Source organism: Nitratireductor aquibiodomus NL21 = JCM 21793 (assembly GCF_000615975.1).
Taxonomy (GTDB): domain Bacteria; phylum Pseudomonadota; class Alphaproteobacteria; order Rhizobiales; family Rhizobiaceae; genus Nitratireductor; species Nitratireductor aquibiodomus.
In genome coordinates this window covers 1-18,927 of the sequence record NZ_BAMP01000080.1, presented here as the reverse complement: position 1 = coordinate 18,927, position 18,927 = coordinate 1, and the positions used below count along the sequence as shown (strand labels likewise).

Annotated in this window: 24 protein-coding genes and 1 pseudogene; 14 read left to right on the top strand and 11 right to left on the bottom strand. The window is 61.0% G+C overall.

The genetic code is table 11. The features are described 5' to 3' along the window. From JCM21793_RS18010 to JCM21793_RS18000, 3 genes are all read left to right on the top strand, one after another. Nucleotides 1–396, top strand: a 396-nt coding sequence (locus JCM21793_RS18010) for a thioredoxin fold domain-containing protein (protein ID WP_025031248.1), incomplete at its 5' end; no start/stop codon positions are given. A 2-nt stretch (nt 397–398) separates the two neighbouring features. Continuing rightward, nucleotides 399–1,226, top strand: coding sequence for a TlpA disulfide reductase family protein (locus JCM21793_RS18005; protein WP_025031247.1), 828 nt, complete (start codon nt 399–401; stop codon nt 1,224–1,226). Continuing rightward, on the top strand, nt 1,223–1,819 hold the full coding sequence (locus JCM21793_RS18000; protein WP_025031246.1) for a DsbA family protein: 597 nt from the start codon (nt 1,223–1,225) through the stop codon (nt 1,817–1,819). The genes JCM21793_RS18005 and JCM21793_RS18000 overlap by 4 nt, the downstream gene beginning before the upstream one ends. Nucleotides 1,820–1,936: 117 nt before the next feature. On the opposite strand, the gene JCM21793_RS17995 is transcribed toward JCM21793_RS18000, so the two are convergent. Beyond that, nucleotides 1,937–2,935: a glycoside hydrolase family 25 protein gene (locus JCM21793_RS17995; RefSeq protein WP_025031245.1), complete on the bottom strand. Its 999-nt coding sequence runs from the start codon at nt 2,933–2,935 to the stop codon at nt 1,937–1,939. Between the two features lie 652 nt (nt 2,936–3,587). Beyond that, entirely contained in the window at nt 3,588–4,052 is a 465-nt protein-coding gene (locus JCM21793_RS17985) for an aminoacyl-tRNA deacylase (RefSeq protein WP_025031244.1), read from the bottom strand. A 478-nt stretch (nt 4,053–4,530) separates the two neighbouring features. Between JCM21793_RS17985 and JCM21793_RS17980 the strand changes: the two genes are divergently transcribed. Beyond that, nucleotides 4,531–5,244, top strand: a complete 714-nt coding sequence (locus tag JCM21793_RS17980) for a L,D-transpeptidase (RefSeq protein ID WP_244439845.1) — start codon at nt 4,531–4,533, stop codon at nt 5,242–5,244. 68 nt (nt 5,245–5,312) lie between these two features. Here JCM21793_RS17980 and JCM21793_RS17975 read toward each other — a convergent pair whose 3' ends face one another. Both JCM21793_RS17975 and JCM21793_RS17970 read right to left on the bottom strand, forming a co-directional pair. Next, a complete protein-coding gene (locus JCM21793_RS17975; RefSeq protein ID WP_025031242.1) occupies nt 5,313–6,239 on the bottom strand; it encodes an alpha/beta fold hydrolase in 927 nt (308 codons plus the stop codon). Between the two features lie 153 nt (nt 6,240–6,392). Continuing rightward, complete coding sequence (locus JCM21793_RS17970) at nt 6,393–7,442, bottom strand: aldo/keto reductase (protein ID WP_025031241.1); 1,050 nt, start codon at nt 7,440–7,442, stop codon at nt 6,393–6,395. A 229-nt stretch (nt 7,443–7,671) separates the two neighbouring features. Between JCM21793_RS17970 and JCM21793_RS17965 the strand changes: the two genes are divergently transcribed. Further along, a complete protein-coding gene (locus JCM21793_RS17965) occupies nt 7,672–8,415 on the top strand; it encodes an META domain-containing protein (RefSeq protein WP_162175233.1) in 744 nt (247 codons plus the stop codon). 2 nt (nt 8,416–8,417) lie between these two features. On the opposite strand, the gene JCM21793_RS17960 is transcribed toward JCM21793_RS17965, so the two are convergent. The 6 genes from JCM21793_RS17960 to JCM21793_RS17935 all read right to left on the bottom strand — a co-directional run bounded on the left by JCM21793_RS17960 (nt 8,418) and on the right by JCM21793_RS17935 (nt 12,434). Then, nucleotides 8,418–10,001: a trimethylamine methyltransferase family protein gene (locus JCM21793_RS17960; protein WP_025031239.1), complete on the bottom strand. Its 1,584-nt coding sequence runs from the start codon at nt 9,999–10,001 to the stop codon at nt 8,418–8,420. Between the two features lie 186 nt (nt 10,002–10,187). Beyond that, on the bottom strand, nt 10,188–10,574 hold the full coding sequence (locus JCM21793_RS17955) for a hypothetical protein (protein WP_007007002.1): 387 nt from the start codon (nt 10,572–10,574) through the stop codon (nt 10,188–10,190). Between the two features lie 7 nt (nt 10,575–10,581). After that, nucleotides 10,582–11,040, bottom strand: coding sequence for a hypothetical protein (locus JCM21793_RS17950; RefSeq protein WP_025031238.1), 459 nt, complete (start codon nt 11,038–11,040; stop codon nt 10,582–10,584). Nucleotides 11,041–11,126: 86 nt separating this feature from the next. Beyond that, on the bottom strand, nt 11,127–11,573 hold the full coding sequence (locus JCM21793_RS26845) for a hypothetical protein (protein ID WP_025031237.1): 447 nt from the start codon (nt 11,571–11,573) through the stop codon (nt 11,127–11,129). Then, nucleotides 11,573–11,956 carry a hypothetical protein gene (locus JCM21793_RS17940; protein WP_036540751.1) on the bottom strand — a complete coding sequence of 128 codons (384 nt, stop codon included), beginning with the start codon at nt 11,954–11,956 and terminating at the stop codon, nt 11,573–11,575. The genes JCM21793_RS26845 and JCM21793_RS17940 overlap by 1 nt, the downstream gene beginning before the upstream one ends. 7 nt (nt 11,957–11,963) lie before the next feature. After that, complete coding sequence (locus JCM21793_RS17935) at nt 11,964–12,434, bottom strand: hypothetical protein (protein WP_025031235.1); 471 nt, start codon at nt 12,432–12,434, stop codon at nt 11,964–11,966. 318 nt (nt 12,435–12,752) lie between these two features. Here JCM21793_RS17935 and JCM21793_RS17930 point away from each other — a divergent pair, with 318 nt between their 5' ends. Continuing rightward, on the top strand, nt 12,753–13,451 hold the full coding sequence (locus JCM21793_RS17930; protein WP_007007007.1) for a cobalamin B12-binding domain-containing protein: 699 nt from the start codon (nt 12,753–12,755) through the stop codon (nt 13,449–13,451). A gap of 31 nt (nt 13,452–13,482) precedes the next feature. On the opposite strand, the gene JCM21793_RS17925 is transcribed toward JCM21793_RS17930, so the two are convergent. Beyond that, on the bottom strand, nt 13,483–13,641 hold the full coding sequence (locus JCM21793_RS17925; protein WP_007007008.1) for an entericidin domain-containing protein: 159 nt from the start codon (nt 13,639–13,641) through the stop codon (nt 13,483–13,485). A 106-nt stretch (nt 13,642–13,747) separates the two neighbouring features. Between JCM21793_RS17925 and JCM21793_RS17920 the strand changes: the two genes are divergently transcribed. The 8 genes and pseudogenes from JCM21793_RS17920 to JCM21793_RS17890 form a co-directional block, all read left to right on the top strand. Then, nucleotides 13,748–14,380 (top strand): DUF1638 domain-containing protein, encoded by a 633-nt coding sequence (locus JCM21793_RS17920; RefSeq protein ID WP_025031234.1) that lies wholly within the window; start codon nt 13,748–13,750, stop codon nt 14,378–14,380. 81 nt (nt 14,381–14,461) lie between these two features. Beyond that, complete coding sequence (locus JCM21793_RS17915; protein ID WP_081784761.1) at nt 14,462–15,091, top strand: DUF4893 domain-containing protein; 630 nt, start codon at nt 14,462–14,464, stop codon at nt 15,089–15,091. After that, entirely contained in the window at nt 15,088–15,468 is a 381-nt protein-coding gene (locus JCM21793_RS30555) for an exopolysaccharide biosynthesis protein (RefSeq protein ID WP_244439843.1), read from the top strand. Before JCM21793_RS17915 ends, JCM21793_RS30555 begins: the two co-directional genes overlap by 4 nt. Next, nucleotides 15,468–15,851, top strand: a complete 384-nt coding sequence (locus tag JCM21793_RS30550) for an exopolysaccharide biosynthesis protein (protein WP_007007012.1) — start codon at nt 15,468–15,470, stop codon at nt 15,849–15,851. Before JCM21793_RS30555 ends, JCM21793_RS30550 begins: the two co-directional genes overlap by 1 nt. Before the next feature lie 111 nt (nt 15,852–15,962). Continuing rightward, the gene (locus tag JCM21793_RS17905; RefSeq protein ID WP_025031232.1) at nt 15,963–16,265 is read left to right on the top strand and encodes a virulence factor; all 303 of its coding nucleotides are present in this window, start codon (nt 15,963–15,965) and stop codon (nt 16,263–16,265) included. Then, nucleotides 16,252–16,847 (top strand): annotated as a pseudogene (locus JCM21793_RS26835) (methylenetetrahydrofolate reductase C-terminal domain-containing protein). The gene JCM21793_RS17905 and the pseudogene JCM21793_RS26835 overlap by 14 nt, the downstream one beginning before the upstream one ends. Beyond that, on the top strand, nt 16,844–17,956 hold the full coding sequence (locus tag JCM21793_RS17895; protein ID WP_007007015.1) for a methylenetetrahydrofolate reductase: 1,113 nt from the start codon (nt 16,844–16,846) through the stop codon (nt 17,954–17,956). Before JCM21793_RS26835 ends, JCM21793_RS17895 begins: the two are co-directional and overlap by 4 nt. Before the next feature lie 64 nt (nt 17,957–18,020). Then, nucleotides 18,021–18,927: methyltetrahydrofolate cobalamin methyltransferase (locus JCM21793_RS17890; protein ID WP_025031231.1), on the top strand; the 907-nt coding region annotated here is incomplete at its 3' end.

Here is an 18,927-nt window from a genome sequence, read left to right as displayed (position 1 = left end):
GCCCAGCGCAGCGAGGCATCCGCCCCCGCCCGCGACCTCGCCTTTGCGCAGACCGGCTCCATCCCCGAGCTCAAGGCGCAGCTCGCCAGCGCCGGCGACGCGCCCACCCTCGTCTACTTCACCGCTGACTGGTGCGTCACCTGCCGCGTCATAGAGCGCTCGGTCCTGCCGGATGCCGGCGTGATCGACAGTCTCAACAGCTTTCAGCTCATCAAGGCCGACCTGTCGGACTTCAACGACGAGAACGCAGCTCTGATGAAAGCGCTTCAAGTCGCAGGCCCGCCCACCATGCTCTTCTTCGATCCCACAGGCCGCGAGGTCCCCGGCACCCGCCTCGTCGGCTCCGTCACAGTTGAAAACCTGACCGGCTCGGCCAAAACCGCAGAGGCGCTCTGATCATGAACGCCGTTTCTCTCGGGCCGCTCGTCCTTGCGGCAGACCGCTTCGCCGTCGTGCTCGCCATCTTCGTCTTCCTCATCGTCACCGGCATCATGGCCCGCAGGGTGGACGAACGCTTCAACGCCTGGTCCTGGTGGGCGTTTCTCGGCGGCATCATCGGCGCGCGCCTCGGTCATGTGCTCATCAACATGGAAAGTTTTGTGGCCGAGCCGCTGCGCATCTTCGCGCTGTGGCAGGGCGGCTTTTACTGGCCGACGGGAGCGGCCGCCGTCATCGTCAGCCTGCTCGTCATGCTGCCAACCGGCCGCCAGCGGCTCTGGGCTGTCCTGCCGCTCGCCCTCTCCCTCATCGTCTGGAACACGACATGGCAGCTCACCGGCGGCACCGACCCGCTCACCGTCCCGGATCAGGCCTTTGAAACGCTGGAGGGCAACGGCTACCGTCTCGAAGCGCAGAAAGGCACGCCGCAAGTGGTCAATCTGTGGGCGACCTGGTGCCCGCCCTGCCGGCGCGAAATGCCCATGATGGCCGACATCGCCGCCTCCACGGAAGACGTCACCTTCGTCTTCGCCAATCAGGGCGAAGGCCGCACCGCCATCCAGCGCTATCTCGCCGCCTCCGGCCTCTCGCTCGATACGATACTTGTCGACCAGTTCAGCGATCTGTCGCGCTTCTACAGCGCGCCCGGACTGCCCGCCACGCTGTTCATCGATGCCGACGGCGTCCTGCAACACGCGCATCTGGGCGAAATCTCACGCGAGGTGCTCGTCGAGAAGATCGAGAACCTCAGAACCAGCATCAGCCCATCAGGAGACACAAGGCCATGATGAACCGCCGTACCCTGCTCGTCGCCGGCGCAGCGACGCTCGTCACCGCCGCCGGACCGGCCCGCGCCCAGCTTTACCCGACCGTCGAAGAGGTTCTCTTCGACCCGGAAATCCCGGTCATCGGCAATCCGGATGGCGACGTCACCATCGCCGAGTTCTTCGACTACCAGTGTCCCTATTGCAAGCGCGGCCATCCGGACCTGCTGGACGTGGTGCGTGAAGACGGCAATGTGCGGCTGGTGATGAAGGACTGGCCCATTTTCGGCGGCCCGTCCGTCCACGCGGCAAGCCTCGTCCTCGCCGCCGGCCCGGACTATGAAGCCGTCCACAATGCGCTGATGGCCACACCCGGACGACTAACGCAGGACGAGGTCGACGAGACACTCTCCGCCGCCGGCCACGACCCGGAAAAACTCCTGTCGAACTTCAAGAAGGACCGCCAACGCATTGAAGGGATTCTCTCCCGCAATATGGAGCAGGCCAATGCCTTCGGCTTCAACGGAACGCCGGCATTCCTCTTCAACACCAAGATGCACTACGGTGCGATGCGCCGGAATGACATTACCGCAGCCATCGCCGAGGCCCGTGGCTAAAGCAATTCCAGCAAAAGTGGGAACCGGTTTTGCGTCCGGAACTGCGCAATACAAAAGCACAGCAAAAGAAAGGGGGGCGTGAAGCCCCCCAAAAATGCAATCATCAATTTTCGGCGTTCAGCCCGCCACCTTCCCGACCCAGCGCCACCAGGCGCTTTCATTGCCGTGGAAGACGTTCAGGTCGATCTTGCCGTCAACACCCTGGCTCAGTCCCGATCCCGAATACTGCCAGAACACCCAGTCACGACCCGGATAGACCTTCGAGGGATGCTCGGCCACGGCGCGCAGCCAGAACGGATGGTTCGGGAACGCGCCCTTTAGATTGTCCTCGTAAAAATCCGGCGCGGTGTAGATGATCGGTCGCTGGCCGTAATGGCGCTCCAGTCGGTCGAGGAAGACCTGCATCTTCTCCAGCACTTCCGCGCGCGACGGTTTCCACTTGCAGCTCGACTGGTGGTTCCACTCCACATCCAGAACCGGCGGCAGCGCGCCCTTCACCTTGGGCACATTGCGAATGAACCACTCTGCCTGGTCGGATGCCCTCCGGCACCAGAAGAAGAAGTGGTATGCCCCGCGGCGAATGCCCGCCTTGGCGGCCCCGTTCCAGTTCGTCTTGAACATCGGATCGATGTGATCGATGCCGTCGGTCGCCTTGATGTAAGCGAAATTCGCGCCACGCGAACGCAGCTTCACCCAGTCGATGTCGCCCTGCCAGCGCGAAACATCGACACCATGCACCGCATGATGCTTTGGGGTGACCTTGCCGAAATTGATGGGATGCGCATCGCCGAACCGGCTGCGGTAGACCGTGCCTTGTGCTGCGGTTTTCGGGCGCAGTGTCGGCTTCGGCGGTGTGATCATCGCCACCTGTTCAAGCGCCGGCGTGGAAACGCGATCGGGTTCGGCAATGGCCGTCATCCCCGCATCGCTCATATGGCCAGTCTCCACTTCCGCAATCGCTGCACCCGGCACGCTGGCATCCGGCCTCACGATGGAACTGGTGACTTCACGCGACGGCGGATCGATTCTGAGTGCAGAATCGATGCTTGGACCGCCCGTACAGCCGGTTAGAGCGAGTGTGAGAACGACAGGTCGAAGGAACGCAGGAATACGCATATACGATCTGCAAGGGTTCGAGGAATTTGAAAAACCCGGCGCCCATTTCACCGGGGAATGCCCAGCAATACCGTAAACTTACCAATAAAGTTTGAATCAACCTGTTAACCACGCTGCGGGGATAATCCTCTGGTCCTCCGTCACCGCACGTCCCGCAATTTCGGTAGAGCGCATTTTTTTGACGGTCATTTTCTCCCCGCTCATCAAACCTGCCCTATCCTTCTCCCTGCCCATCTCGTGGGAACGCAGGTCGCGACGGTGATCTCGCGGGGATGGGACGGTGCCCGGCCGGCGGCATAACGTGTGCTTCCGGTGCCCGTGGCGGCTGGTTCGGCAAAGGGCCGTGCGCATGCACGGTCTGGTGCAAAGGCTCACCTTTCGGGGTGAACCCGGCGCACCCGGTTCCGGGGCGATCCCCGCCGGAGGTTGTCAAGAGCCGGGCGGGCGGCTGAAGGGTCGCACAAACAATACCCAGATGAGCGTCGCTTCAGCCGCCCGTCTTCCTCTCAAAACCCGGTTTCACACGCGGGAACGATCACATGCGTCTGCTACAGCGCCGCGCGTCTTATAAGACGCGCAAAGGACGCTGTAACACTTTCAAATGATGCATGTTCGTTGTCTTTCAAATGAATTCATTTGAAAGCGACATGCATTAGCGGCTGATCTGCGCCCTCGGCATGCCATACATCAATTGCTCGAAGCCCTTTGCGGAGACATGCACGAGCGTGCGGTGATCGCCACCCTCGAAATAGACGTCTTCGTCCGTATCGAGTTCATCGTCGATCATGCAGGCAATGCGGTAGGGCGCGCCGAACACAGGCACCGCCCCCTCCTCGCAATCGGGAAACAGCGCCGCTGTCTCCTCTTCGCTCGCCAGAACGACCTTGTCGCCGACGATCGCTCCCACTTTGCCGAGGTCCACCTGCCGCGACGCGGGCACGACCGCCAGGAGATAGCTGTCGTCCCATTTCAGCACCACACCCTTGGCCATTTCGCGGCCCGGAATGTGGCTCACACGCGCGGTCATTGCGGAACTGCCCGTGCGATTGTGCTTCGCAACATCGTAGCGCACATGGCTGTCTTCGAGAAATTCATGCATCGTCATCGCGATACCCATGGTCCTGCTCCTTCCCTGCCTCTCGGCCGGTGGCTGATACGACAGGATATCGCGGCACAGCCCCATCCGACCGTCGACCTGGCAGTCAGCCGGTGCAAGGGGCGCGGGACCGGGAATGCGGGCAAGGACGGCATTCCGCCGCTTGCGGGAGCCAGCGCCGCGCCAGAGTCGCATCCGGCGGCTGCCTGCTGGTCATTCAGGTCCTTAGGATACACCCGCCCCGCGTCCGCGAAAAGCCTTTCCGGCATGCAGGCGAAAGCGCCTTTCCCCGGCGTCACTGTGGGAAAAATATCGCACTGCGCAGCGCGAATGCGAATGGCCAGCAAAATTCGCGCGACATTCGGGCACAGCGTCCGTTCTTTGCCACATTTTATCAAGAACCGCATGGCAAGCGCCTTTCAACGCTTCCGCGCATCCGCGCCGAAGAGGCGACCCACATCACATGAAGACCGGAATTCCACACGTAAGGAGAGTTTCCTTGTTTCACACCACTGTTGCACGCGCTGCCCCTCGCGCCGCGCGGCTCGCCCTGCTGTTGCTTCTGCCCGCATTGGCTGCCGCCTGCACCACCACAGGCCGCAGCCCCGTCCCCTCCACCGACGTGCCCGGTCCCATGCTGTCCTACTATCAGGACATGTACAGCGAGATCGAAGACAACGGCATCGTCATTCCGGCCGTGGACGTCACCAAGATGGATCGCCAGTATCTGCGCCAGATGGTCGACTACCCGACCAGCGAACCGGTCGGCACCATCGTTGTCGATCCGGAAAACCGCTTCCTCTACCTCGTCATGGAGAACGGCAAGGCCATGCGCTACGGTATTGGTGTCGCCAAGGCGGGGCTGGAATATCAGGGCGACGGCGTGATCGGCCGCAAGGCCGCGTGGCCAAACTGGGCTCCGACCCTTGCCATGATCAACCGCGAGCCCGAACGCTATCGTCCGCTAGCAGCCGGCATGCAGGGCGGCCTCAGCAATCCGCTCGGTTCGCGCGCGCTATACCTCTACAAGGATGGCAGGGACACGCTCTACCGCATCCACGGCACAACCGAGCCGTGGTCCATCGGCAGATCGGTTTCCTCCGGCTGTATCCGCCTGCTCAATCACGACATCATGGATCTCTACAAGCGTGTTCCGCGCGGCGCCCGCATGGTGGTGCTGGGCGGCGGTCAGCCACAGCTCGGCATGGTCTGAGCCGGCGTCATCAAGAAAGCCCTTGCCGCACGCCCGCGCGGCAAGGGCCTCTTTCGGGATACCAGAGACTACTTGCGGGTCAGATCGTCCGCCGTCCACGGCGCATTGATCTGGCTGTCGTTGAGAAACGGCAACACCGTCTCGGCCAGTCGCGGCGACACGCCGATGTCGTAATGCGTGAGGTTCGGCAGGATCGCCAGGCGGTTCTGAGACATGTTCTCACGCTGCCACCCCGCATCCTTCAGCCCGCCGCCGAGCAGTTTGTAGAACTCCACAATATGCTCTGGCCGGTACATGTCGGAATCGCCGAACACCAGCATCACCGGCATTTCCAGCGTCTTCACACCATCGGCGAAGTTGTAAGGCTTGCGCATATAGGCGCCCATCCGGTCGAGCAGTTCGGGAAACCGCGAAGGATCCGGCGCCACCGCCGCATAGGACTGATACATGGGCGTGTCCTTCATCATCTCGGCCATGCCCGCCCCGACCTGTGCCTGCATCGGCAGCATTTCAGGATAGAACCCGTCCTGGGCAAAGCCCGCCGAGACCAGCGCCATCCGCCGCACCTTCTCAGGATGCTGTATGGCGAGACGCAGGACGACCCCGCCACCCATCGAATAGCCCATGGCATCCACCTGGTCGTAGCCCAGCTGGTCGAGAATTTCCGCCACGTCATCCCCCATCGCTTCAAGGCTGATCGGACGGTCGCCGAGTTCGGTGCGCCCGTGCCCCTGCATGTCGATGGCGATGACTTCGCGCTCGGCCGCCAGCATGGTGAGCACCGGCCCGAACATCTCGATAAGGCCAAGCCCGCCATGCACCAGAAGCAGCGGTTCGCCCTTCCCGTGGATCTGGTAGTGATATTTTATGCCGCCGGCTTCCACTTCACCGCTTTTCACCGGTTCGGAAGCGCCCGTTTCAGCACGCGCAGGCGCAGCGGCGGATACCGCCAGGATCAGAGCCGCGCAAACGGCAGCAAAGGCATTTTTGAACATTGCGATCTCCCATCAAATCGGCCGTCGCTGCGACGCACCGTCATTGCGATGCTCCCAGGACGTACAATGCCACGCCGATCCGACAGGGGATTGAATTTTTCCAGGATACCTTGTGGGGCGATGCCGGAAGACAGGCACCGCCCAGGGCTGTCCTCAGGGGCTCGGATTGCCGATCCGCTGGTGCAGATCGTCGACCGCCGTTTGCATCTCGTCTGTCCAGCGCACATCGAGCGCACCGAGCGCCTCTTCGAGCTGCGCCATCGTGGTCGCGCCAATGATGTTGGAGGTCATGAATGGCCGCGAATTGACAAACGCCTGCGCGAAAGTGGCCGGTGTCAGCCCGAATTCCCGCGCCATGGTGTTATAGGCCTTCGCAGCCTCCGGCCCGCCGGGCTTCTCGTAACGCTGAAGACGGTCGAACAGCACTTTGCGCGAGCCCTCGGGCAGCGCCCCGTCATCATATTTCCCAGTCAGATACCCCTGCGCCAGCGGCGAATAGGCAAGCAGGCCAACCTCCTCGCGCTGGCAGGTTTCGGCCAGATTCACCTCATAGGTCCGGTTCATGAGATTGTAGGCATTCTGCAGCGAGACCACCCGCGGCCCCACGCCCCTGTCGGCCTCCGCGATGTAGCGCATCACGCCCCAGGAGCTCTCGTTGGAAAGACCGAAATGGCGGATTTTCCCGGCCTTCACCAGATCGTCAAACACGGCGAGCGTTTCAGCGATCGGCGTTTCGTCGGCAAGCGGCTCCGACAGCGTCGTCACGCGCGTCGGGTTGGAACCGAACGGGTTTTCGCGATCCGGCCAATGGATCTGGTAGAGGTCGATATAGTCCGTCTGCAGCCGCGAGAGCGACTTGTCGATCGCGTCCATGATGTCGGCGCGCACGAGCTTCGAAGGCCTGTCACCCCGAAACCACTCATTGGCAGTGCGGCCAATCACCTTGGAAGCGACAATCACCTGGTCGCGATTGCCACGCGCTTTCATCCAGGTTCCGACGCAACGCTCCGTTCGTCCCTGCGTCTCGGCCTTGGGCGGGATTGGATAAAGCTCGGCCATGTCGAGAAAGTTGACGCCGCGCTCAACCGCGCGGTCCATCTGTTCGTGGCCTTCTGCCTCGGTGTTCTGTTCGCCAAAAGTCATCGTGCCGAGGCAAATCTGCGAGACAAAGAGATCGCTGCGTCCAAGACGGCGCTTTTCCATCAAAACTCTCCGGGTGCTGAAAACAGGCGCGAACGCGCCATCCATCACATCATAGGCCGCCTGCCACGACACGCAAGCGACCATCAGGCAGAAGTCTCGCCCGCCACGCAATCACGCCACAAAGTGTTGGCAAAAACACAACCAGAGTCCGCATTTTTCGGACCGGGCAACCAGCATCAGGACAACCATCTTCATGTATCGGCGTACATTTTTCCTCAGCATCATTTTTATGACCGCTTCTGTATCGGGCACGGCGGCAATCGCCCAGGAACCGGAGAAGGACATGCATAGGATTTCAGGCGAACTCATCTATCTCGTGCGCATCGCGCTGCCGCCAGACAGTGTCGCAACGGTCGAGCTGCGCCATGCGCAGGCCTCCGAAGATACCCCTCCCATTGCCGAACAGAAGATCACGCTCAACGGCAAACAGGTTCCGGTCCCATTCAGCCTTGCCGTCGAAAGGTCAAAGCTGAAGTCGGGAGAGACCTACCATCTCTATGGTGACATCCACGACGGGCGCAAACAGCGCTGGACATCGGAAGCAGTTGTGATCGATCCGCAGGAGCCGGACATCACCCTTGGAGCCCTTCTCCTGAAGCCATCTGGGAGCACATTGCGTCTGATACCGGTTGCCATGGAGGAAATCACCGGCACGGAATGGGTGGTGGAAGATATCAATGGCGGCGGCATCATCGACAGGTCGCGTGTAACGTTGACCTTTGGCGAGGATGGCAGGGTCGGCGGCCGCGCATCCTGCAACAGCTATTCGGCAGGCTGGACCGAAAACAACGGCAGACTAACGGTCGGACACGCCGTGTCGACTGAAATGGCCTGTGCAGGAGCGCTGATGAACCAGGAGCAGAAGTTCCTGTCCATCCTGCCCGATCTCAAATTCTACGCCACGACCCCTGAGGGCGCGCTGATTCTGCAGACCGTCGACGGCCGCAGGCTCCGGGCCTTCCCGGCGGGCTGAACTCAGGCGAAGGCGTCGGGCATCGATTCCTTGCGTTTTGCGATGAAATCCAGAAGCCCCTCTTCGATCCCCGGATCGAGCGGGGGTGCCTGGTAGGTCTCGAGCCAGCTGCGGGCGAGCTGGTTGGCGCGTTGCGCCGCCGTTTTCTCACCTTCCGCCGCCCATTGCTCAAACGAATTGTTGTCGGCAATGGACGAACGGTAGAACGCCGTCTGAAAATTGGCCTGCGTGTGAGCACAGCCGAGATAATGGCTCCCCGGCCCCACTTCGCGGATCGCGTCCATCGCCTGCCCGTTTTCCGAAACGTCCAGCGGTTCGCACATGCGCTGCTGCATGCCGAGCTGGTCGATATCCATCATGAATTTTTCGTAGGAAGACACCAGACCGCCTTCAAGCCACCCGGCCGCGTGGAGCACGAAATTGGTGCCGGCAAGCACCGTCGAATTCAGCGTATTGGCACTCTCATCGGCGGCCTGGGCATCCGGGATTTTCGATCCCGTCAGTGACCCGCCCGTACGGAACGGGAGCCCCAGACGCCGGGCAAGCTGCGCTGCTCCGTAAGAAACAAGCGACGGTTCAGGCGTGCCGAAGGTCGGGGCACCCGACTGCATGGAAATGGAAGACGCAAACGTGCCAAACAGCACCGGCGCCCCCGGTCGCACCAATTGCGTGAACGCCGCACCGGCCATGACTTCGGCCAGAACCTGGGTCAGCGTTCCGATGACCGTCACCGGGCTCATCGCTCCGGCCAGAATGAAGGGCGTGACAATGCAGGCCTGATTGGCGCGTGCATAGACCTTTGCAGCGCCCAGCATGGTTTCGTCGAAAACCATGGGCGAGTTCGCGTTGATCAGGTTGATGACCACCGTGTTCTGGTTGACGAAATCCTCACCGAAAAGGATCCTCGCCATCGCCACCGTGTCTTCGGCACGGTCGGGCGCCGTGACAGAGCCCATGAAGGGTTTGTCGGAATAGCGCATATGCGAGAATACCATGTCGAGATGGCGTTTGTTGACCGGCACGTCCACCGGTTCGCAGACGGTGCCGCCCGAGTGATGAATGGACGGCGCCATATAGGCGAGCTTCACGAAATTGCGGAAATCCTCAATCGTCGCATAGCGACGCATGCCGTCGAGGTCGCGGACGAAGGGCGGGCCATAGACCGGCGCAAAGACCGTGGCGTTGCCGCCGATCTCGACCGAGCGCTCGGGATTGCGCGCATGCTGGGTAAAAACCGAAGGTGCCGTTTTCAGAAGCTGGCGGCACAGCCCTTTGGGAAAGTGCACCCGATCGCCGCGCACGTCGGCCCCCGCCTCTTTCCACAGGGCGAGAGCTTCCGGGTCGTCGCGGAACTCGATGCCAATCTCTTCAAGAACCGTATCGGCGTTCGCCTCGACCAGCGCCAGCGCCTCCTCGTCAAGCACCTCGTAAGGCTTGAGCGCACGGCGGATATAGGTCAGTTGCTGTCCCGGTCCTGCACCTGCGCGCGCCGCCCTGCGGGCTGCGGCTCCGCCCCGCTCACTGCGCCCGGAACGTCCCCGGCGCGGCCGATCCTGCGTTTCGTCGTCACCGGCCATCATCGTCATCGCGCAAACTCCACGCTAGGGTCACAAAGCAAGCCTCATTATGACCCTAGCGTTTGCAGCAACAACCTCCGTTCCGCAAGCGGCAGATGGTGTCGCAACTGGCGTGCTGATGGGACCGGCAGCGTGTCCATCGTAGCGTGCTGTCACCGCATTCCTTTGCACAAATAGCCGTTGGCACCACGCCGTTCACAAGCGATAAGCGATGAATTTTCCGCAGATCTGCGCTCTCATCCCAACGCCTTTGCCGGGAAAGGGAGCACTCTCGGTGCAGATGCGCACACGTCGCTCACGCGCTCCCTCAAAACTGAGGACGACCAGCACTGACCGGGAGGCGCCGGCACCGAGTGAGAAGTCCGCTGGCGATATGCTTGCATCAATCGGCCTGAAATCCGCATCATAAGCGCGAATGGTCACGCCTATGCGATGCTTGTACGGATTTCGTGGCTGAACCCGCACGGCAAAACTGTCGGTGAAACTGCGAACGACGCCCCGCATCGGCGACATGGATTGCGACGATGCGGGCGTCGTTGCAGCACAGACGGCGATCAGGGCCGCCAGTGTCCGTTTATGCATTGTGCACCTACTCACAGGTCACTGTGACAAAGGCTTCATATGCACCTTTTTGAAATATCGCATTGTCCGCCACCGCGCGCAGATCGACCGAAAGGTTGCTCGCGCCAACTCCCAGAGGTGTTATTGTCGACCCCGGCACCTTTGCCGTGCTCGTGGCGCCCGTCGAGCTGTAGGTGGTCATGAAAGTGACGGCGCCCGTGCCGTTCGGTGCTCTTGAGAAAGCCTCCGGTGCCTTGAGAGACGCCTGAAACCCCGCACCTGTCGTATAAACTGTAGCCGCACCGGAATTACCACCAGCAGCTTCAGAGTCCAGGACATCCAGGCCATCCCGCACGAGCACACCGTCTGACCGGATTTCGATGGTGCAGCTCTCCTCTAGATTGGCGCGAAAAGGAAGGTCTGACTGGGCTCCAAGGGACGCGGTCGTACCGAGCAGCAAAAAAACACAAGAGTAGATATACTTCATGACAAAACCCTGGGTTGAAAATCAGGGCGCCATTTAGGTACTCAAAAAACCTCCGTCAACAAAAAAGAGATACCTGCTGCAAACAGTTATTGAAGATAACAGGCGCACTCAGCGCCTGCCCTTGTTTGTCCAAGAGGCGTCACTTGCCCAGTTCCTTCGGGGTTTGACCGCATGCGCGGATCGAGCCCCTGCCGCATGAGTTCGACCTCGAGTTCCAGGCGCTTCAACTCCAGTTGATAGAGTTTGTCGCAATCCAGTCGTCTCGGTTTTCGCCCCAGAGGCACAACCAGACGCCCGTAGGCTGAAACGCGCTGCGAGCTGTTGTCTCCAATGACACCCGAGTCAAGATAGGCTCCGGAATTCGCCATGGAAGCACGGCACGTGGTTCCGTCTGCAGCCCTGATCTCGTCAAAGCCGTTCGGCATGACCACCCCGGGCAGCGTCACGCCAGTCTGGTTCTGGTTGATGACATACCGGTCGCTGTCGCCATAGACGATGGACACGCTCAGGAAGAAGAACGCACAGGCCCCCATCAATCGATACGATAAGCTATGAAACGTCCGCATACTTGAGCCTTAATATTTGTGCCACGGCCAGGAAACGGGATGCTTTCAGCGCAGATCCTGACACGCCTGACCTTGTTGTTGTTGAACCCCACCGAAACCAGGACCGAGCGGGAAGTTTTGCTCCCGACCATTGTTTCCGCAGGAAAAACATGTGCTTCGATCGGCCGAAAATCCTGGTCATAGGCTTTCACCGCCATTCGAATTTTGTGCGGATAGGGATTGTAGGGGAAAACCCGCACCGTAAACGTGTCGCCGAAGCTTGATATCTTCCCCCGCATCGGCGTCATGGATTGTGCAACGCCTATGCCGCAACCGGCCGCGATAAACGCGGCCAGAAGGATGAGTTTCAAGATGGAGCTACTCACAGGTCAGGGTGACTTCAGCGGTGTAGTTGCCGGCAGGGAAAACACCGGCCGATTTTGTAGCGCTCAGATCCACATCGACATTCGTCACCCCAAGCCCAAGCGGGGAGGTCACCGTGCCGACCACATCAAGAAGCGTGGTCACACCGGAGGCGCTGTAGCTTGAGGAGAAGGTTACATCATCGTCCCCACCTGCCGGTGCGACGAGAAACGCCGCAGGCGTGGAGGTCGACATATTGAAACCCGTTCCGGTGGTCACGACGGTGGCCGTACCTGAAACGCCGGCAGCTTCGGTCGATGAAAGGACGTTAAGGGCGCCATTGGTCCCCAGAACGCCGGGCGTTCCCACTGTTATGAGGCACGTTGAAATGACGTTGCCGTTAAAAATCACAGTATCGGTGACGGCGGCGGCAGGCGCGGTGAAAATGGTGGTAAGCAACAATGCAGATAGAGAGGTTCTGAACATGACCCTGCTCCTCACGGACAAGCAGACAAGCCCCCTCTTACAGGCCTTATGAAAACGCGGTCCTCTTAATATATTGCTAATCAACCACTTAAGATTTACATCGCAAAATAATACAACCAAAAATACAAACCAAAGTGCCACACACTCCAGAGAGGCACCGCCGCTCTGCGCCGTCGCTTTCCTGACGTCGTGGGTCGCAAATCAGCTATGTAATCAGCGACTTCGCGCCTTATTCTGGTGATACCGCTTGTTTGCGGCCAACAATGAGCGCGGTTCGGGATGCCCTGCCCGCGCGACGTGAGCAGCAGGAGCCAGAGCATGTCCGACGACGAAATCATCCTCTCGGAGCTTCCCGACGACGAACTCGTGCAGCAGATGCACGACGACCTTTATGACGGACTCAAGGACGAGATCGAGGAAGGCACGCACATTCTGCTGGGCCGCGGCTGGCAGCCCTACGAGGTGCTCACTGACGCCCTGGTCGAAGGCATGCGGATTGTCGGCGAGGATTTTCGCGACGGCATCCTGTTCGTGCCGGAAGTCCTCCTGTCGGCCAACGCCATGAAGGCCGGCATGGCGATCCTGCGGCCGCTTCTGGCCGAAACCGGCGCACCCAAACAGGGCAAGATGGTGATTGGCACGGTGAAGGGCGACATTCACGACATCGGCAAGAACCTGGTCGGCATGATGATGGAGGGGGCCGGTTTCGACGTGATCGACATCGGCATCAACAATCCAGTCGAAAACTACCTGGATGCGATAGAGGAGCACCAGCCCGACATTGTCGGCATGTCGGCACTCCTCACGACGACCATGCCCTATATGAAGGTTGTCATCGACACGATGAAAGAAAAGGGTATTCGGGAGGACTATATCGTCCTCGTCGGCGGTGCACCGCTTAACGAGGAGTTTGGCAAGGCGGTGGGAGCCGACGCCTATTGCCGTGACGCGGCGGTGACGGTTGAAACCGCCAAGGAACTGATCAAGCGCAGGCACAATGTAACGGCCGGCGCCTGATCCCTTCGCATCACAGAGTGTGCCATACGGCTCAATAAGTGGACTGCGAAATGTCGCGCCCGGCGCTCTGTGTTGCATCGACCGCATTTGCGGCATCCCGGCCGACACCGCGGATCGTGTTGGCGCAACCCGCAACCGACCCGGCCACGAGGAGGAGGATTGCGAGACGGGAAAGAACGGACAGTTTCATGGTTTGTCTCCCTCTAAATCATCGGACCGAAAAGTGGAATCCGGTTCTTGGTCCGATACGTTATCGATGGTCTAGATAGTCCGCCCGCGCAAACGGGAGCGTTACCATGCAGGAACGCACGAAACCGGAAAAAGTTCTCGGGCCCGAGAAAGTTCTCGTGATCGCCTGCGGCATGATCGCGCGCGAAATTCTGGCGGTACGCGAAACACTCGGCTTCACGCACCTGGAACTCACCTGCCTGCCGGCTGAATTCCACTATCGGCCCGACCGCATCGCGCCGGGCATGGATGCCGCGATCACGAAGGCGCGCGCAGAAGGCTATCGCCACATCTTCGTTGGCTATGCGGATTGCGGAACCGGTGGAGCGCTTGACCGAATCTGCGAAAAGCACGGCGTGGCACGCATCGACGGGCCGCACTGCTTCGCCTTTTACCAGGGTCTCTCCGCGTTCGAAGAGATTGCCGAAGACGACATGCTCTCCTTCTACATGACGGACTTCCTGTGCCGCCAGTTCGACGCATTTTTCATGAAACCGCTCGGCCTCGACCGGCACCCTGAGCTTATCCAGGATTTCTTCGGCAACTATAAAAAACTCGTTTATCTGGCGCAGACGGACGACCCGCAGTTGGAGCGCGTCGCGCAGGATGCGGCAAGGCTTCTCGGCCTTGCCTACGAAAAACGGCAAACCGGATATGGCGACCTGACGACGGCGCTGGCGACCGCGGCACGGGGCAGCTGATCCCTCTACCAACGCCATGAAATGGTTACATTGGCGGTGCATTCCGGAAGCATATTCATGCTGATTTTCTGGAGATTTTTCATGCACCGTATTCTTTTGCCAATTTTCACGTTTGCCCTGATCACCGTTCCGGCAAATGCGCAGTCGCTGGTTCAGGAGAAGCTCGACATGGAGCGGGCCGGTTTCGAAAAAGACACGGTGATGCAGGACATCACCTACCGCGACGCTGCGCGTCTCGATGCCTATGCACGCATGCGCACCGAGGCCTTCAGGCAGGCCAGGGCCGGCGGAGCGTCAGCCGATGTCGCGCTGCTCGATGAGATCGATCAGCGACCAGAACGCTCCTTTGAGGATTTCGACCTTACAGGCAAGTGGCAATGCCGCACCATAAAGACCGGTGGGCTCGCACCGCTTGTGGTCTATGACTGGTTTCGTTGCCAGGTCAACGATGACGGGGCGGGCTGGGTCCTTGAAAAACTGACCGGATCGCAGCGAACCAGAGGACGTTTCTTCACAGACGGCGATTCGCGACTGATCTATCTCGGCAGCTATTTCGTGAAGGACGACCGGCCGCCTCGCTATGGCTCCGGCCGCAATAGCGATCAGGTAGCCTACGTTTTTCGCGGCAAAGACGATGGCTGGCGCATGGAATTCCCTGCACCGGAGCGGGAATCCGTACTCGACATTCTGGAGTTCCGGCGCGCTCCATGAGTTTCGCGGCGCCGCAGGATGCTTGCGGCTTCTGTCATGAAGGCTTAACGGCATCCAGACAAAACTGTACGCCATCCCGGTCGAGATTCGAATGGCTGGCAAGAATGAGTGCAATGAAGGCGGAGGGAACGGACTTGGACACGGTGTTGGGCGCACCGCCGGCTCACCTGCCGCCGCGCCGGCTCTCGCGAATTTTCCGCGACCTGGCAAAACACGCTGAAGACAAGGTCACTATCGGCGAAATCCGCCAGGCGCTCGGCGATCGCAGCTTTGCCACCCTTCTGGTCTTTTTTGCCAGCCTGAACCTCCTGCCTTCCCACCCGGCAGCACGCTCGTCCTCGGGCCGCCGCTGGTGTTGGTCGCGCTGCAGATGGTGATGGGCAACCGCACCGTATGGCTGCCGCAGTTCCTGCTCAACAAGGCGATCGGCGCAGACAAGTTTCGTCATATGAGCGAGCGGCTCATTCCGCGCCTTATCTGGCTGGAGCGGCTCATCAAGCCGCGCTACTGGCCGTTTGCGCGCGATCACGCAGACCGGGTTATCGGGCTCGCCGCGCTGATCCTCTCGATTGCCGTGACACTTCCCATTCCGCTCGGCAACTGGTTTCCGGCCTTTTCCTGCGCGCTGGTGGGGCTCGCTCTTTCCGAGCGCGACGGTGTGTTGCTCGGCATCGCCGTCGCCTGCGGCGTGCTCTCTCTCATGGTGATTGCCGGCGTCGTGATCGGCGCCAGCATGATGGCCGGCGCCGTCATGCACTGACCTCCCGTTCCTCCTCGGACACGTCGCATTTGAATGCACGCGCGTCGCCTTGCAGCAAGCAGGCGCGCGGCAATGCGGCAATTCTGAAAATCGAGGAAGGAACAGGCGCTTATGGCTCAGCTGATCGTTGCATACTGGCGCGACATCCCGGCTCAGGTGATCGTCAGGAAGGGGCGGCAGACCGCCAAGCGCGAATTGCCACTGCGCTTCACCGAGGCCATCGACATGTGCGCCATGCGTGTAGGTGCGCGTGACACGGACGCCTATCTCGCTGAATGGCGGCGCGGCGAGCCCGTCTCCGTCAGCGACGACCTCGAGGCTGAAGCGGATAAGGCCCTGGAAGCAATTGACCGCGACTATCACAGAGAGCGCCTCCTGGCGCTTGTCAAGGCAGGTGGCCATGACGACGGATAGCACCGGAAAGACCTCGACAGTCACCCAGGCGACCCTCGTCAAGAAAGCACGCGAGGCGCTTGCCTACAGGCCGGCCGATGTCTCGCCCCAGCGGCGGGTCCAGCGGCGTTACACAATGCGGCGCTGGTCGGTACGCCATGCCCGGCTGCTCGAATGGTTTATACCCGGTTCTCAAGCCTTTTCCTGGCGCTGCACCCGTTCTGGAGCGCCGTTGGCTATGCGCGGGCGGAAAAGCCGGTCAAATTCGTGGAACGGCAGGTGAAGGGGTTGATGTTCGATTGCCGCATGTGCGGCCAGTGCATCCTCTCCTCCACCGGCATGTCGTGCCCCATGAACTGCCCCAAACAGTTGCGCAACGGCCCCTGCGGGGGCGTGCGCGCCAACGGCAACTGCGAGGTGGAACCGGACATGCCGTGCGTCTGGGTGAAAGCCTGGGAGGGGGCGCAGGCGATGCGGAATCGGCAGGCGATCCTTGATGTCCAGAAACCCGTCGACCAGTCGTTGAGGGAAAGCTCCGCCTGGCTCAGGGTAACCGCGCAGGCTGCGCGTGAACGCGAAAACCTCCGGAGCAGCACCGCATGACGAGGCGGCCACCGCAGATCGACGAGAACCCGGACGGCGTCGACCTGCCGCTGGAGCCCCTGCCCGGCCATTCCTCGCGCGGCCGGCTGGAACGCGTGCTGCGACGTGGCGAATTCGCGGTGACGGCTGAACTCAACCCGCCCGACAGCGCCAACGCGCAGGACGTTTACGAACGGGCGGCAATTTTCGACGGCTGGGTGGACGGCATCAACGCCGTGGATGCTTCCGGCGCCAATTGCCACATGTCCTCCATGGGCATCTGCGCGCTGCTGACGCGCATGGGGTATGCGACGATCATGCAGATCGCCTGCCGCGACCGGAACCGCATCGCCATTCAGGGCGACGTGCTGGGTGCGGCGGCCATGGGTGTGGGCAACATCATGTGCCTGACGGGCGACGGCGTGCAGGCCGGCGACCAGCCGGGCGCAAAACCCGTTTTCGACCTCGACTGCATGTCGCTTCTCGAAACGGTGCGGACCATGCGCGACGAGGAAAAGTTTCTCTCCGGACGCAGGCTCACCACACCGCCTGCCGTTTTTCTCGGCGCGGCCATCAATCCCTTTGCCCCGCCTTTCGACTTCCGCCCCCACCGGCTCGCCAAGAAGATAGCGGCCGGCGCGCAGTTCGTGCAGAGTCAGTATTGCTATGATGTGCCAATGCTGAAGGAATACATGAAGCGGGTGCGCGATATGGGGCTCGACGAAAAATGCTTCATACTGGTTGGCGTCGGCCCGCTCGCTTCTGCAAAAACCGCCCGCTGGATCCGCTCGAACGTGCCGGGTGTCCACATTCCCGATGCGGTGATCACACGGCTTGAAGGCGCCGAAAAGCAGAAAGAGGAAGGCAAGCGCCTGTGTATCGATATCATCAACGAGGTGAAGGAGATCGAGGGTGTGTCCGGCATTCATGTCATGGCCTACCGGCAAGAGGAATTCGTGGCTGAGATCGTGCACGAATCCGGCGTCCTGAAGAGCCGCAAGCCGTGGAAGCGCGAGCCGGGCCTCGACGATGCGCTGGTTGCCGAGCGGCTCGACCACATTCTGCATGACGACCCGAGCGAGAAGCCCGTAGAGATGGTGAGGGACGCAAGCGCGACATCCAGCGAATGAGAATGCCAGTCAAGACCATCGATCAGCAGCATGGGCTCACACCATGCCTCCAGGAGGATTCTGAATGACCCGTACCATCGTCGCCTCTGCAACCAGGGAAGTCGTGATCGGCTTTGACCAGCCCTTCTGCGTGATCGGAGAGCGCATCAATCCGACCGGGCGCAAGAAGCTCGCCGCCGAGATGGTTGCCGGCAATTTCGAGACGGTGAAGCAGGACGCGCTGGCACAGGTCGCAGCCGGCGCAACCATGCTCGACGTCAACGCCGGCGTCACGGCGGTAGACCCCAACGCAACCGAGCCCGGGCTTCTCGTTCAGACCCTGGAGATCGTGCAGGATCTGGTCGATGTGCCGCTCTCGATCGACTCCTCCGTTTCTGCCGCCATCGAAGCCGGGCTCAGGGTCGCCCGGGGCAGACCGCTGGTCAACTCGGTGACGGGCGAAGAGGAGAAGCTGGAAGCCATCCTGCCGCTGATCAAGAAATACGACGTGCCCGTCGTCGCCATTTCCAACGACGAAACCGGCATTTCCGAAGACCCGGACGTGCGCTTCGAGGTGGCGAAGAAGATCGTCCAGCACGCCGCCGATTACGGCATTCCCGCCCACGACATCGTTGTGGATCCGCTGGTGATGCCCATCGGCGCCATGGGCACGGCGGGCCAGCAGGTTTTCCGGCTTCTGCGGCGGCTGCGCGAAGAATTGAAGGTAAACACCACCTGCGGCCTTTCCAACATATCCTTCGGCCTGCCGCACCGGCACGGCATCAATGCCGGTTTCATTCCCATGGTGATCGGGGCGGGCATGACCAGCGCCATCATGAACCCCTGCCGCCCACAGGAGATGGAAATGGTGCGTGCGGCAAATGTGCTGAACGGCACGGACCCCAATTGCTACAACTGGATCATGACCTATCGTGACCACCAGCCCGCCGCTACAGGCGAGGCAACGGCGGCGGCGGCCCCCGCGTCCTCCG